Genomic DNA, 14,257 nt, shown 5'->3' on the forward strand with positions numbered 1-14,257 from the left:
CGCGGTCGGCCGCCGTCCGGTCCGGACCTGTCGGCAGTTAGTGGTGACCGGGCAGCCGGACCGTGAAGGTGGCCCCTCCCGCCGCGGACGAGCCCACCTCCACCGTTCCGCCGTGCCCGGCCACCACGTCGGCCACGATGGCCAGGCCCAAACCGCTACCCGGCAGGGCCCGGGCGGCCGGCGACCGCCAGAACCGCTCGAAGACCTGGCCGCGTTCGTCCTCCGGAATTCCCGGGCCCTCGTCGGCGACGTCCAGCCGGCCGCCGCGCAGCCGCACCGTGACCGTCGAACCGGGCGGCGAGAACTTGATCGCGTTGTCCACCAGGTTGAGCACCGCCCGCTCCAGCGCCGCCGGATCGCCGACCACGTGCCATGGCTGGAGATCGGTGACCACCGGGTGCCGGCCGCGGCGCGAGGCCCGGCGGACCGCGCGGGCGGCCACCTCGTCGAGCCGCAGCGGCACCGGCTCGACCGCCGGCTCGTCGTGCGTCAGCAGGGTCAGCTCGCCGGCCAGCACGGACAGCTCCTGCACCTGGGCCGAGACGCTGGCGAGCAGGTCGCGGCGGTCGGCCGGGGCCAGCCGGGCGCCGTCCTCGCTGCGCACCAGCAGCTCGATGTTGGTGCGCAGGCTGGTCATCGGGGTGCGCAGCTCGTGCCCGGCGTCGTCGATCATCTGTTTCTGGCGCTGCCGGGCCAGCTCCAGCGCCGCGGTCATCCGGTTGAACGCGCGGGCCAGCCGGGCCACCTCGTCGTTGCCGCGCACCTCGATCGGCACCTGGAGGTCGCGGGTGGCGGCCACATGCTCGGCCGCGTCGGTGAGCCGGTCCAGCGGCCGCAGCCCGGTCCGGGCCACAATCCAGCCGGCGCTGAGCGCCACGCCGACGCCGAGGCCGCCGGCCAGCAGCAGCCACAGCGCGAGCCGGCGCAGGGTGGCGTCCATCTCGGTGAGGTCACGCCAGACCATCAGCGCGTAGCCGCCGGTCACCGGATAGGTGATCGCGCGCACGTGCACGCCGGTGTCGGTGCTGGTGTTGCGCAGCCGGGTGGCCGGCCCGCCGGCGGCCACGGCGATGTCGGCGGCGGTCGGCGGCACGGCCGGCGAGCCGGAGAGGGTGCAGGACGTGCCGTCGGCCCGGATCAGCTGCATGCCGCCGGTGTCGGTGCGGAACAGCGCGGCGACCGCGGCCCGGGGCACCCGGCACAGCAACTCCGGGCTGGCCACCGTGGCGCCGGTCCGCTCGACCCGGTTGGCCAGCGGGGGACCGGTCAGCGCGCCGTCGATCTGCCCGCGCATCGTGCCGGCGGTGGCCCACCAGGCGAGCACGCTGACCGCGGCGATCGCGACGGCCACCGCGGCGGCGCTGATCAGCGCCAGCCGCACCCGCAGGCCGGGGGCGGTCACGGGGTTTCCCGCAGCGCGTAGCCCACGCCCCGGATGTTCTGCAGCAGGCGTACCGGATTGTGCTCCTCGGTCTTGCGGCGTAGGTAGCCCACGTACACCTCCAGGGTGTTGGAGCCCGGCTCGAAGTCGTAGCCCCACACCTCGGCGAGGATCTGCCGCCGGGTCAGCACCTGCCGCGGGTGCCGCAGGAACAGCTCCAGCAGCTGATACTCGGTGCGGGTCAGGGTGACCGGCCGCCCGGCCCGGCACACCTCCCGGGTGGCGGTGTCCAGCTCCAGGTCGGCGAAGTGCAGCACCCCGGTGGCGGCCGTGCCCGCGGTGAACCGCCGGGCCAGCGCCCGCAGCCGGGCCAGCAACTCCTCCAGCGCGAACGGCTTGGGCAGGTAGTCGTCGGCGCCGGCGTCCAGCCCGGTCACCCGGTCGCGGGTGGCCTGCCGGGCGGTCAGCATCAGCACCGGCACGTCGCTGCCCTGCTTGCGCAGCCGGCGACACGCCTCGAGCCCACCCAGCACCGGCATCTGCAGATCGAGAACGACCACGTCCGGCCGGTCGGCGGCGATCGCGTCGAGCGCCTGCAGGCCGTCGCCCGCGGTCGTCACCTCGTACCCCTCAAAGGAAAGACTCCGCCGCAGGCTGTCCCGGACATCGGGGTCGTCGTCCACGACGAGTACGCGCACCGCCATGGCACCAGTCTGCGCAGCGTGGCTAAGAGGAGAATGAGAACTCACGCGTTTCTCAGACTCGGCTCACTCCGGTCTCATTCCGGCGGCCGAGCGTGGTCGCCATGACGAAACGACAGCGCATCGCGACGCTGCTGCTGACCGCAGGTCTGTTCCTCGGCGCCTGCGGCTCGGACAGCGACGACAGCGGCGGCATCGCCACGCTCGGCGACCAGTCGTCGCCGGCCGCCTCCAAGCCGGCCGCCTCCAAGCCGGCCGGTGACGTCGAAAAAGAGGTGATGGCGTACGTCGAATGCCTGCGCAAGCAGGGAGTCGACATGCCGGACCCGACCTTCGACGAGAACGGCCAGCTGGTTTTCGCGCGGCCGGCCGGCGGTCAGCAGATCGACCGCGACAAGTTGCGGGCCGCCCAGGAGAAGTGCGGCGAGCCGCCGGAGGGCATCACCTCGGCCGCCCAGAGCATGATCAACTCCCCGGAGTTCCAGGACGCGGCGCTCAAGTTCGCGAAGTGCATGCGCGAGCAGGGCGTCGACCTGCCGGACCCGGACTTCTCGAACCTCGGCAGCGGCATGTTCGGCCGCCTGGACCGGGACGATCCCAAGGTGGCCGCGGCGATGGAGGAATGTCAGGACGTCTGGGCCGGTATCCGGTGAAGCGGGTTCTCGGCGCCGGCGCAGTGGTTGCCGTCGCGGTTGCCGCGACCGTGTGGCGCTGGCCGGCCGCTTCTCAGCCACCCGCTCCCAAACCGGGTGCCACCGCGACCGTCACCAAGCGGGACCTGGTGGTCACCGAGGAGGTCAAGGGTGATCTCGGCTATGCCGGCCAGCGCGACCTCACCGTGCACCGGGCCGGTGTGGTGACCGCGCTGGCGGCCGAGGGAGCGACGATCAAAAGCAGACAGATCCTGTACGCGGTGAACCTCGAACCCACCGTGCTGCTCACCGGGAAGGTGCCGGCGTACCGGGTGCTGAACACCGACTCGGCAGACGGCGAAGACGTGCGCCAGCTGGAGACGGCGTTGAAAGCACTCGGACATTCGCTGACGGTCGACGACCACTTCTCGGCAGCCACCGCGGACGCCGTCGAGGACTGGGAGGAGGACCTCGGCCGCGCCGGCCCGGACGGCACGGTCGAGCTGGGCGACGTGGTGTTCGCCCCCGGCAACCTGCGGGTGGTGAGCCGTCCCGCGCCGGTCGGCGCGCAGGTCGGGCCGGCCGCGCCGGTGCTGACCGTGTCGTCGGCCGTCAAGGTCGCCGAGGTGGACCTGGAGGTCGACAAGTCCGGCCTGGTGGCGGCGGGGGATGCGGTGAGCGTACGGCTGCCGGACGGCCGGGAGACCCCGGGCAAGGTGGCCATCGTCGGCACCGACGCGCAGGACAACCCGGCCGACCCGGACGCCGACCCGACCGTCACCATGGAGGTGACCCTGACCAGGCCGGCCGACGCGGCGGCGTTCGACAGCGGTGCGGTGACGGTGACCATCGAGCAGTCCCGCGACGAGGGCGTGCTGACCGTGCCGGTGATCGCGCTGCTGGCGCTGGCCGAGGGCGGCTACGCGGTGCAGGCCGCCGGCCAGTCCCGGCTCACCGGCGTCGAGGTGGGCACGGTCACCGACGAGTTCGCCGAGGTCACCGGAGTGTCCGAGGGCCTCGCGGTGGTGGTGCCGTCGTGACCGTGCTGGAACTGCGCGACGTCGTGAAGACGTACGACACCGACCCGCCCACCCCGGTCCTGCACGGTGTCAGCCTGACCGTGCAGCCCGGTGAACTGCTCGCCGTCGTGGGCCCGTCCGGCTCCGGCAAGACCACCCTGATGAACATCGTCGGCACCCTGGAACGGCCCACCAGCGGCCTGGTCCGGGTCACCGGGCACGACGTGTCCGGACTGTCCGACCGCGACCTGTCGGCGCTGCGCGGCCAGGCCATCGGCTTCGTGTTCCAGCAGTTCTTCCTGCTCTCCGGGATGAGCGCGCTGGACAACGTCGCGGACGGCCTGCTCTATCACGGCGTCTCCCGCTCGGGTCGCCGGCACCGCGCCGCCGAGGCCCTCGACCGGGTCGGCCTGGGCCACCGGCTGAGCCACCATCCGCAGAAACTGTCCGGCGGTGAGCGGCAGCGGGTCGCCATCGCCCGCGCCCTGGTCGGCCGGCCGTCGGTGGTCCTGGCCGACGAGCCGACCGGTTCCCTGGACAGCGCCTCCGGCGAGTCGATCGTGGCCCTGCTGCACGAACTGCACGCCGGCGGCGCCACCATCGTCGTGATCACCCACGACCGGGAGATCGCGGCCGGCCTGCCCCGGCAGGTCACCATGCGCGACGGCCGGATCGCCCAGGACACCGGCGCGCCACTGGCGGTGACCCGGTGACCGCGACCCTGGAACGAAGCTCGCTGCACGCCGGCGACCTGCTCCGGGTCGGCTCGATCGGCCTGCGCACCCGCCGGACGCGGGCCGTGCTGTCCGCCCTGGGCATCGCGATCGGCATCGCCGCCATGGTGTCGGTGCTGGGCGTCTCCGACTCGTCGAAGGCCGACCTGCTGGCCTCGCTGGACCGCCTGGGAACCAACCTGCTGACCGTGCAGGCCGGCGGCGGCATCGGCGGCGGCGAGACCACGCTGCCGGCGACCGCCGAACAGATGCTGGCCCGGATCGGCCCGGTCGAGCGGGTAGCGTCGGTCACGCCCGTCGACGGCACGGTGCGCCGCACCGACCTGGTCCCGTCGACCCACACCGGCGGCCTGACCGTGCAGGCGGCCGATCCCGCGCTGCTGGACACGCTGGCCGCCGAACTGGCAACCGGCGCCTGGCTGGACTCGACCCGCAGCGCCTTGCCGGTGACGGTGCTGGGCGCGGTGGCGGCCGAACGCCTGGGCGTCACCACCGGCGCCAAGGTGTGGGTGGCCGACCAGTGGTTCTCGGTGATCGGCGTGCTGCGCCCGGTCGAACTGGCCCAGGACCTGGACCGCAGCGTCCTGATCGGCCGCGACCTGGCGATCAGCGCGTTAGGCGCCGACGAGGCCCCAGGCACGGTCTACTTGCGCACCATGCCAAATTCTGTGGATGCCGTACGCGGCGTGGTGGCGGCCACGGCCAACCCGCGCGACCCCGACCAGGTGACCGTCTCCCGCCCTTCCGACGCGATAGCCGCCAAGGCCGCCGCGAGCAGCGCCTTCACCAACCTGTTCCTGGCCCTGGGCGCGGTGGCCCTGCTGGTAGGCGGCGTAGGAATCGCCAACGTCATGGTCATCTCGGTCCTGGAACGCCGCTCCGAGATCGGCTTGCGCCGCGCCCTGGGCGCCACCCGCCGCCACATCAGCGCCCAGTTCCTGGCCGAGGCGGTGCTGCTGTCCGCAATAGGCGGCCTGGGCGGCGCGCTGCTGGGCACCGCGATCACGGCGGTATACGACCTGCTGCGCGGCTGGCCGCTCCTGGTGCCCACCACGGGGATAGCCGGCGGTTTCGCCGCCGCGGTGCTGATCGGGGCGGTGGCCGGCCTGTACCCGGCGGTGCGAGCCAGCCGCCTGTCACCCACCGAGGCATTGAGGACGGTCTGATTATCCGGTGCCGGGCCGCCGCCCCTCAGCTGGCGGCGGAGCCCCCGGTTAGGTGGCGGCGGAGCCCGGTTAGGCGCCAAAGTCCCGGTTGCGGTTCGCCGCGCCGCGCCGCGCCGCGCCCCGCCGCGCCCCATCCCGCCGCGCCCCATCCCGCCGCGCCCCATCCCGCCGCGCCCCCGCTCCGCCGCCCTCGCCCACGGCCCGCAAACGGCATATATCGCCTTTATCCCGCTCTGCGGAGTGGACGTTGTCGAGTTGCTGTTCGTCGATGACACGGGATCTACAAGATCTGCCCCCCGGCCGGCCGGGCGGGTCGCGGTCGGGGATTGGGTTGAGGGCGGAGTGGGACGCCACCCGGGACGACCGCCGGGGGCGCTCGAGCGCCGACGTCCGGCACGGCCGCTCTCGCGGGACGCCTCGCTGCCGGCGATCTCGCCCTCCCGGTGTCCAATCGCTGGCGGAGTGGCGTTCCCGGGGGAGTGCTGCTCCCGGGGGAGTGCTGCTCCCGGGGGAGTGCTGCTCCCGGCGGAGTGCTGTCCCTGGCGGAGCTCAGTTCCCTGGGGAGCGGTTCCCGGCGGAGTGCTGTCCCCAGCGGATGTGCCGATCTTGTCGATCTCGTGTCATCGACGAACAGCAACTCGACAACGTCCATTCCGCACGCCGGATATAGGCGGAATACGCCGCTTTTTGCGGCGATGAGGGGCGCTTGGCGGGCCGCCTGGCAGGGCGGCTGGCAGGGCGGCTGGCAGAGCGGCTGGCAGAGCGGCTGGCAGAAGGGGGTGGACCGCCGGCGGCGGCGGGTCAGGGTTTGCGGGCTACTCCGCAGTACTGGTTGACGTCGGTGGTGGTGGTCTCGGGGGTGGGGCGCCAGCGGTTGCACGGGACCACGCCCGGGTCCAGCAGGTCGAGGCCGTCGAAGAACTGGGTGATCTCGGCGGCGCTGCGGTATTTGATTTTGGGGGTGCCGTGTTCGTTCCAGAAGGCGACGATGTCGTCGGCCTCGGCGGTGTTGATGTCGCGGCAGCCGTGGGCTATGGCCAGGTAGCTGCCGGACGGGACGGCGTCGACCAGGGCACGGACCACCTCGCGGGCCGCGTCGTCGTCGAGGATGAAGTGCACGATGCCCAGCAGGGTCAGGGCAACGGGCTGGGAGAGGTCGAGGGTTTCGCGGGCGCGCTCGAGGATCGTGGCCGGGTCGTTGAGGTCGGCCTGGATGTAGTCGGTGCGGCCCTCGGTGGTGCTGGTCAGCAGGGCGCGCGCGTGCACCAGCACCAGCGGGTCGTTGTCGACGTAAACGATCCTGGTGTCGGGGGCCGCCTCCTGGGCCACCTCGTGCGTGTTGTCGGCGGTCGGCAGGCCGGTGCCGATGTCGAGGATCTGGCGGATGCCCTGGTCGGCGACCAGGTGGCGGACCATGCGGCGGAGGAAGCCGCGGTCCTCACGGGCCAGCGCGATGATCGACGGCAGCCGCCTCGCGATCTCGTCGCCGGCGAAGCGGTCGGACTCGAAGTTGTCCTTGCCGCCTAGCCAGTAGTTCCACAGCCGGGCCGAGTGTGGGACGGCGGTGTTCAGGTCGGGTGTGTCGGTCATCCCCGGCTCCATTCGGTCCACAGTGGCCTGACGTGATCAACATGGTACGTCAGGCCGGTCCAACCGGTGACCGGTGAACCCGCGCGCGTAGCTCAGGATCAGTTCGACCGCCTCGGCCACGCCGATGGTCGGGTGCCGGGTGACGATCCGGCAGCCGTACGCGTCCTCGAGCGCCACCAGGTTGCGGGCGATGGTCAGCGCCGGGCCGGCCAGCGTGAACACCCCCTGGGCGGCGCCCGATTCGAGGATGGTCTGGTACATCGACACCTGCCGGTCGTACAGCGTCGTCAGCAGCGCCGCATAGACCCGGTTGCGCCCGGCCGCACCGCCCAACTCGCACAGCAGCCGCACGTCGGTGTCGTCGGGACCGTCCGGCAGCCCGGACCGGATCGTCACCACCAGCTTGCCGGCCGGGTCGGCCACCTCGGCGACCCGGCGTACCCGGGCCTGGTAGAACCGCTCCAACCCGGCGTGGTGCGCGTCGAGCAGCAGGTCCTGGAGGTCGGAGTAGTGGTAGAGCACCGCACCCGAGGTGAGGCCGGCCTCGGCGGCCACCTGCTTGATCTGCACGCCGTCGGTGCCGTGCAGCACCATGGCGCGGCGGGCTGCCTCGATGAGGTCCTGCTGCCGGTCGGCGCGGCGTTTGCGGGGTGTGGTCAACGATGCGTCCTGCCTGACGGTTGGCGGAGCTTGCCGCAACCCTACTCGCGACCGGTTGGCCGGTTACGAGCCGCCGAGTAAGTGGGAGACTACCGATTGTGAATGCCTTCCGAACTTTCGAGGAGGCCGGTTGGCGGCATCTGGCGGCCGCGTACGACCGCATGATCGGCCACATCACCGGCCGGGTGGCCGGGCCGTTGCTGGACGCGGCCCGGGTGACCACCGGAACCAGAATGCTCGACCTGGCCTGCGGCCCGGGTTACGCGGCCGCCGCCGCCGCCCGCCGGGGCGCGGTGCCGGTCGGCGTGGACCTCTCGCCCGCCATGGTGGCCCTGGCCCGGTATAGGCATCCGGGCCTCGACTTCCGTGAGGCGAGCGCCGAGGCCCTGCCGTTCGCGTCGTCCCGCTTCGACGCCGTGGTCGGCAACTTCGTCCTGCCGCACCTGTCCGAACCCGAGGTGGTGGTGGGGGAGTGCGTCCGGGTCCTGAAGCCCGGCGGCCGGCTCGCGCTGTCCGCCTGGGACCGGCCGGAGCGGGCGCGCTTCGTCGGCGTGCTTGTGGAGGCGATCGCGGAGGTCGGACCGCCACCGCCGGCGGACCTGCCCGACGGGCCGCCCTTCTTCCGGTATGCGGACACCGGCGAGATTGGCACATTGTTAACCGGAGCTGGGCTGGCCGACGTCACGGTCACCACGATGGCGTTCGAGCACCACCTGGCGAGCGCCGACGAGTTGTGGGACGGCCTGCTCGACGGAACCGTCCGGACCTCGGCTTTGGTGGCCGGGCAGAGCGCCGAGACCCGGGACATGATCAGGGCCTCGTTCAATCGGCGGCTGGCACCGTACACTCGCCCGGACGGACTCGTGATGCCCGTCTCAGTGGTGCTTGCCCGCGGAACGACGCCACGATCTTGAAACATCGCCGTTTCACCCCTGATACTCCTAGCATGCGGGAATGCGACGATATTCTTCGATCCGACGCATGCCCGCCTTACGTATCCCGTAGTGCTGGGCCAGGTAACCCGGTGAGCGGAGGTGTTCGGTGACCGACCAGTTCGACAGGTCGTCGTCCGCGCAGAGACGCGCGAACGTCGCGAGGCGCCTGTTGGGCCAGAGTGGGTCCGAGACACCGGCCGACACCGGCGATCCGGGCATCCCGGCCAGTGGTAACGCGCCCTCGCTGCCGGTCAGCAAATACCCGCCGGGCACACCCATCGGCCAGGTGCCGCCGAGCGCCCCGCCCAGCGGCTCGCGGCTGGTGAGCAAGGAGGCCGCCGGGCTTCCGCCGGCTGATCCGGCCGGCGGTCCACGCCCGCCGGCCGGCACCACGTCGGCTTCCGGCCGGCCCACCGTCGCGATGCCGTCGTCGATGCGCAAGCAGCCGCAGCAGCCGGCGTTGCCGCCCAGCTCGCTCGGCCTGCCGTCGGCGGGCCTGCCGCCGGCCGTCGGGATCCCGTCCGCGGGCATGCCGCCGGCCGACGTCCCGGCCGCCGGCCCGCCGGCGGCGAACTGGCCGCCGGTCCGCAGCTACGCCAACGAGCCCACCGACCAGTTGCCGCTGGTGCCGACCTCGGTGGCGGCCCGGTCCGAGGCCGCCGAGCCGCCGCGCAGCCTGCTCGGCAAGCGGCCGCCGCCGCCGCGGGTGGCCGGCCGGGCCGTGCTGGTCTACGAGCCGCAGGTCAAGAAGCCGTGGCGGCTGTGGGTGTTCACCGCCGTGCTGGTCTCGCTCACCGTGGGCGTGGTGCTCGGGCAGGCCGAGGCCTACCAGCCGGCCACGAACCGGTCGTCGGCCGGCACGGTGGGCGTGGTGCCGCCGCCCGTGCAGCCGTCCGACGTGGTGCAGACCGCCCCGGTGGCGGGCCCGCCACCGGCCCTGATCAGCGCGCCGCTCGGCCAGGTCAAGACCCGGCAGCTCGAGGTCACCGGCAACGCCGCGATGCTGCGCTTCCGCACCGCCGACCTCGGTGACGTGCTGTTCAACATCTCCGGCCTGGACGCGTCCACCAACCCGGCGGTGACCGACACCAAGGGCGGCACCACGCTGACCATCACGCCGACCGGTGCGCCCGGCACGGTGGGTGCCGAGGTCGTGCTGAGCACCAAGGTGGCGTGGACGGTGAAGCTCACGGCCGGCACCACCGAGCTCGACCTCGACGCGCGGGCCGGCGGCATCGCGGCGCTGGACATCGCCGGCGGGGCCGCCCGCTCGGTGCTGCAACTGCCCAAGCCGAAGGGCACCGTGCCGCTGACCGTGGCCGGCACGATGGGCGAGCTCACCGTGCGCACCGAGGCCGGCGCGCCGGTCCGGGTCCGGCTCGGCAAGGGCGCCGCGACCGCCACCGTGGCCGGCAAGACGACCACGGCGGTCAAGGCCGGCAGCACCCTCACCGAGCCCGGCTGGCGGTCGGCCAGGACCCGCTACGACGTCCGGACCACCGGCGACGTGACCACCCTGATCGTCGACCGGCTGGTCAACGCCCGGTAAAGGCTGGTCAACGCCCGGTGAAGCGGGCCACCGACAGCGCCTCGGGGACGGCCTCGCCACGCACCGAGGCGGCCGTCACCCGGGCCAGTTCGGGCGCGATCTGAATGCCGTACCCGCCTTGGCCGGCGATCCACCACAGGCCCGGCGCCGCCGGGTCGGGCCCGGCCACCGGGATCCGGTCCGGCGCGAACGTGCGCAGGCCGGCCCACGCGGTCTGCACCGAGCGCAGGCCGAGTGTGGTGGCCCGGTTGACCCGGTCGAGCGCCAGCGCCACGTCCAGGTCGTCGGCGCGGGCGTCGCACGGCTCGCTGGGCGTCTCGTCGGCCGGCGAGACCAGCACGCCGGCGCCCTCCGGCCGGAAGTAGAACGTCTCGCCGACGTCGGCCACGATCGGCCAGGACCGGTCCACGCCGGTCGCCCGGGCCACCGCGGCGGTGCGGCGCAGCGGCCGCAGACCGAGCGGCGGCGCGCCGAGGGCCGCCGCGACCCGGTCGGCCCAGGCACCGGCCGCGTTGACCACCACGGCCGCCGATACCGGTCCGGCGGCGGTGTCCAGGAGCCAGCGGTCACCGTCGCGCCGTCCGCCGCGTACGGCCGCATTTAAAAAGATCTCCGCGCCGGAGCGGCGGCAGGAGCCCAGGTAATGCTGATGCAGGCCGAGGACGTCGATCTCCAGCGCGCCCGGCTCGAGCAGCGCGGCCGCGCACCAGCCCGGACGCAGCACCGGGCAGTGCTCCGCGGCATCCACCGGTATCAGTGCCGAGCCGGCCAGCGCCTCCAGCCGGTCGAACTGCGCGGGCGGCGCCACCCAGAGCAGCGGGCGCGGGGTCAGCAGTGGACCGGCCGCGTCGAACACCGCCCGGCTCGCCACCGTGAGGGCGCGCACCGGCGGGCCGCCGTAGCTCTCCAGGAACATGGCGGCCGACCGCCCGGTGGTGTGGTAAGCGGGTTGGCTCTCCTGCTCCAGCAGCACCACCGCGTGGTCGCCGGCCAGTTCCGCCGCCACCGACACCCCGGCGATCCCGGCCCCGATCACGGCCACGTCCGCTTCGATCCGCATGCCTGCATTGTGGCGCAGTTGATCTATGAGTGACGGTTGTCGATGGATGCAAGGATGAGCCGCATGACCGATTCCACAGCGCCACCACGCCGGTTCGCCGTACGCTCCGGCGTCGCACTTGCGGTACTGGTCACCGCCGCGGTCGCCGTTCCGGGAACGGCCGCCGCCTCATCCCGTGCCCGCCCGGTCAGCTGGGCGGCCTGCACCGAGACGCCGCTGCTCGGCTACGACTGCGCCACCTACGAGGTGCCGCTCGACCACGACAAGCCGCGCGGCGCCACCACCACCATCGCGCTGGCCCGCCGCCCGGCCGCCGACCAGGCCGGCAAGATCGGCACGATCTTCGTGAACCCGGGTGGTCCGGGTGGCCCGGGCCGTGGCCTGGTCCGGTCGAACGGGATCGTGGCGCCCGAGGTGCTGGCCCGCTTCGACCTGGTCGGGTTCGACCCGCGGGGCATCGGAGCGAGCGACCCGATCCAGTGCTTCCCGACCGACGCCGAGGCCGAGGCGGTCCTGTCCGGGATCCGCGGCGTACCGCTGACCGAGGCGGAGATCGACGCCACGCTCGCGGCCAACGTCGCGCACACCGAGGCGTGCAAGGCCAACGCCGGCCCGCTGCTGACCCACATGAGCACGCTGAACGTCGCCAAGGACCTCGACCTGCTGCGCCAGGCGGTGGGCGACGACAAGCTCACCTACATCGGCTATTCGTACGGCACGCTGATCGGCGCCACGTACGTCAACCTGTTCCCGCGCCGGGTGCGCGCCGTCGTGCTGGACGGCAACGTCGACCCCGACCAGCGCACCAACCGCCGCCTGGTCAACAAGTTCGAACGGGCCGGCGGCTTCGAGATCGCGCTGGCCGGCTTCCTGCGCGAGTGCGACGCGGCGGGGGCGCACTGTGTGTTCGGGCCGGACTCGCGGACCAAGTTCGACGCGATCCGCGAGCGGTTCCGGCAGGGTCCCGTGGAGGTGCCCGGCATCGGCACGGCCACCCTCGACGACTTCACCGGCTTCGTCATCGACGTGATGTACGACCTGGAGGCGTTCCCGGAGGCGGCGCAGATCCTGCAGCTGTTGCACGAGACCATCACCGGCACGCCGAGCACGCTGAAGGCCGGTGGGCCGGCCTTGCCGAAGCAGGCAACGGGCCGGCTGTGGAGCCGGGACGGGGACGCGTACGCGTTCAACGGCTTCGACGCCGGCCGCGCGGTGAACTGTGCCGACGCGCCGCTGCCGCGCAACCCGGAGCTGTACCCGGGCTTCGCCGTGGCGTTCGAGAAGGCGCACCGCACCTACGGCCGGGCCGAGGCGTTCAGCGAGGTCGGCTGCGCCACCTGGCCGCGGGTGCAGGAACGCTACAACGGCCCGTGGGACCGTAAGACGTCGCAGACGGTCCTGGTGGTCAACCCGACCTACGACCCGGCGACCCGGTACGACTTCGCCGTGCGGATGACCCGCCAGCTCGGTAACGCCCGGCTGCTGACGCTCGACGGCTTCGGCCACACCAGCAGCAACAGCACGTGCATCACCAACTGGTACACCCGCTACGTGCTGCACGGTGAGGTGCCGCCGGTGGGCACCCGGTGCGGCCAGGACCGGCCGCCGTTCCCGCCGGCCTGACGGCACATCTCGGCGGCGGGTCCCCAGTCAGGACCCGCCGCCGAGGCCCGGATTCAGTTGACGACCTGCAGCAGCAGGTTGGGCGAGTTGGTGCCGGGGTTGGTCACCTTGCCGCTGACCGCGGTGGTGGTCAGCGACGTCGCCACCTGTGCCGGAGTGAGCTCCGGGTCGGCCTCGAGAAGCAGCGCGGCCACGCCGGCCACGTGCGGTGCGGCCATCGACGTACCGCTGATCGTGGCCGTGGCGGTGCCGCTGGTGTACCAGGCCGACGTGATCGACGACCCGGGCGCGAAGATGTCCAGGCAGCTGCCGTGGTTCGAGTACGTGGCCTTCGCGTCGGTCCGGGTGGTGGCGCCGACGGTGACCGCCGCGGCGACCCGGGCGGGGGAGGAGTTGCACGCGTTCGCGTTGCTGTTGCCGGCCGCCACGCTGTAGGTGATGCCGGCCGCGATCGAGTTGCTGACCGCGGTGTCGATGCTGCTGCTGGCGCCGCCGCCGAGGCTCATGTTGGCCACCGCGGGCTTCACGGCGTTCTGGGTGACCCAGTTGATGCCGTTCAGGACGCCGACCGTGGTGCCCTCGCCCGCGCAGTTCAGCACCCGGACGCCGACCAGCTTGACCGCCTTGGCGACCCCGTACGTGCTGCCGCCGACCGTGCCCGCCACGTGCGTGCCGTGGCCGTTGCAGTCGGTGGCGTTGCTGTCGTTGTCGACGAAGTCGTAGCCGCTGACCGCCCGGCCGCCGAACTGGCTGTGCGTGGTCAGCACGCCGGTGTCGATGATGTACGCGGTAACCTCGCCCGCGGTGTTCGGGTACGTGTAGGTGGTGCTCAGCGGCAGGCTCGGCTGGTCCAGCCGGTCCAGGCCCCAGGTCGCGCCGGCCTGGGTGTCCGCGGTCCGGAACACCTGGTTCTGCTCGACGTACTCGACCGCCGGGTCGGCGGCCAGCCGCTCGGCCGCGGCCTCCGAGATCCGGGCCTCGAAGCCGCCGCGCAGGGTGTTCGCGTAGACACCGCGAACCACACCGCCGTACTTGCCGGCGACCTTGGAGGCGCGGGTGTCGACCGTGGACAGCGTGCCGTCCTTCAGCACGACGATGTAGCTGCCGGGCACCGCGTTAGGTGAGTCGGCGTGCCGGATCTCGCCCGTGCTGTCCTCGGCGATCGCCGGTGCGGCCAGGGCCACGAGGGCGCCGGCCATCAGTGCGG

General features: G+C 72.8%; 13 protein-coding genes. 7 read left to right on the forward strand and 6 right to left on the reverse strand.

Annotated features, from left to right (window positions below; all coding sequences use genetic code 11):
• Window positions 1-37: 37 nt before the first annotated feature.
• Together Ari01nite_RS08105 and Ari01nite_RS08110 are read right to left on the reverse strand one after the other, a co-directional pair.
• A complete protein-coding gene (locus Ari01nite_RS08105; RefSeq protein ID WP_203780487.1) occupies window positions 38-1,402 on the reverse strand; it encodes a HAMP domain-containing sensor histidine kinase in 1,365 nt (454 codons plus the stop codon).
• On the reverse strand, window positions 1,399-2,085 hold the full coding sequence (locus tag Ari01nite_RS08110; protein WP_203780488.1) for a response regulator transcription factor: 687 nt from the start codon (window positions 2,083-2,085) through the stop codon (window positions 1,399-1,401). Before Ari01nite_RS08110 ends, Ari01nite_RS08105 begins: the two co-directional genes overlap by 4 nt.
• 101 nt (window positions 2,086-2,186) lie before the next feature.
• Here Ari01nite_RS08110 and Ari01nite_RS08115 point away from each other — a divergent pair, with 101 nt between their 5' ends.
• From Ari01nite_RS08115 to Ari01nite_RS08130, 4 genes are read left to right on the forward strand one after another with little or no spacing between them, the layout of a single operon-like run.
• Window positions 2,187-2,735 (forward strand): hypothetical protein, encoded by a 549-nt coding sequence (locus Ari01nite_RS08115; protein WP_203780489.1) that lies wholly within the window; start codon window positions 2,187-2,189, stop codon window positions 2,733-2,735.
• On the forward strand, window positions 2,705-3,754 hold the full coding sequence (locus Ari01nite_RS50830; RefSeq protein WP_203780490.1) for a peptidoglycan-binding protein: 1,050 nt from the start codon (window positions 2,705-2,707) through the stop codon (window positions 3,752-3,754). Before Ari01nite_RS08115 ends, Ari01nite_RS50830 begins: the two co-directional genes overlap by 31 nt.
• 2 nt (window positions 3,755-3,756) lie before the next feature.
• A complete protein-coding gene (locus tag Ari01nite_RS08125; protein WP_438872155.1) occupies window positions 3,757-4,446 on the forward strand; it encodes an ABC transporter ATP-binding protein in 690 nt (229 codons plus the stop codon).
• Entirely contained in the window at window positions 4,443-5,633 is a 1,191-nt protein-coding gene (locus Ari01nite_RS08130; protein ID WP_203780491.1) for an ABC transporter permease, read from the forward strand. The genes Ari01nite_RS08125 and Ari01nite_RS08130 overlap by 4 nt, the downstream gene beginning before the upstream one ends.
• A gap of 801 nt (window positions 5,634-6,434) precedes the next feature.
• On the opposite strand, the gene Ari01nite_RS08135 is transcribed toward Ari01nite_RS08130, so the two are convergent.
• Both Ari01nite_RS08135 and Ari01nite_RS08140 read right to left on the reverse strand, forming a co-directional pair.
• Window positions 6,435-7,223: an SAM-dependent methyltransferase gene (locus Ari01nite_RS08135; RefSeq protein WP_203780492.1), complete on the reverse strand. Its 789-nt coding sequence runs from the start codon at window positions 7,221-7,223 to the stop codon at window positions 6,435-6,437.
• A 36-nt stretch (window positions 7,224-7,259) separates the two neighbouring features.
• Window positions 7,260-7,883 carry a TetR/AcrR family transcriptional regulator gene (locus Ari01nite_RS08140; protein WP_239162568.1) on the reverse strand — a complete coding sequence of 208 codons (624 nt, stop codon included), beginning with the start codon at window positions 7,881-7,883 and terminating at the stop codon, window positions 7,260-7,262.
• A gap of 98 nt (window positions 7,884-7,981) precedes the next feature.
• Here Ari01nite_RS08140 and Ari01nite_RS08145 point away from each other — a divergent pair, with 98 nt between their 5' ends.
• Both Ari01nite_RS08145 and Ari01nite_RS08150 read left to right on the forward strand, forming a co-directional pair.
• On the forward strand, window positions 7,982-8,797 hold the full coding sequence (locus tag Ari01nite_RS08145; RefSeq protein WP_203780493.1) for a class I SAM-dependent methyltransferase: 816 nt from the start codon (window positions 7,982-7,984) through the stop codon (window positions 8,795-8,797).
• A gap of 127 nt (window positions 8,798-8,924) precedes the next feature.
• Window positions 8,925-10,367: a hypothetical protein gene (locus Ari01nite_RS08150; RefSeq protein WP_203780494.1), complete on the forward strand. Its 1,443-nt coding sequence runs from the start codon at window positions 8,925-8,927 to the stop codon at window positions 10,365-10,367.
• A gap of 7 nt (window positions 10,368-10,374) precedes the next feature.
• Here Ari01nite_RS08150 and Ari01nite_RS08155 read toward each other — a convergent pair whose 3' ends face one another.
• Entirely contained in the window at window positions 10,375-11,427 is a 1,053-nt protein-coding gene (locus Ari01nite_RS08155; protein ID WP_203780495.1) for an NAD(P)/FAD-dependent oxidoreductase, read from the reverse strand.
• A 63-nt stretch (window positions 11,428-11,490) separates the two neighbouring features.
• On the opposite strand from Ari01nite_RS08155, the gene Ari01nite_RS08160 reads away from it, so the two are divergent.
• Window positions 11,491-13,050 carry an alpha/beta fold hydrolase gene (locus Ari01nite_RS08160; RefSeq protein WP_203780496.1) on the forward strand — a complete coding sequence of 520 codons (1,560 nt, stop codon included), beginning with the start codon at window positions 11,491-11,493 and terminating at the stop codon, window positions 13,048-13,050.
• A gap of 53 nt (window positions 13,051-13,103) precedes the next feature.
• Here Ari01nite_RS08160 and Ari01nite_RS08165 read toward each other — a convergent pair whose 3' ends face one another.
• Window positions 13,104-14,249, reverse strand: a complete 1,146-nt coding sequence (locus Ari01nite_RS08165; protein ID WP_203780535.1) for a S8 family peptidase — start codon at window positions 14,247-14,249, stop codon at window positions 13,104-13,106.
• Window positions 14,250-14,257 lie beyond the last annotated feature (8 nt).

The sequence above is a fragment of the Paractinoplanes rishiriensis genome (assembly GCF_016862375.1).
GTDB classification, from domain to species: Bacteria; Actinomycetota; Actinomycetes; order Mycobacteriales; family Micromonosporaceae; genus Actinoplanes; species Actinoplanes rishiriensis.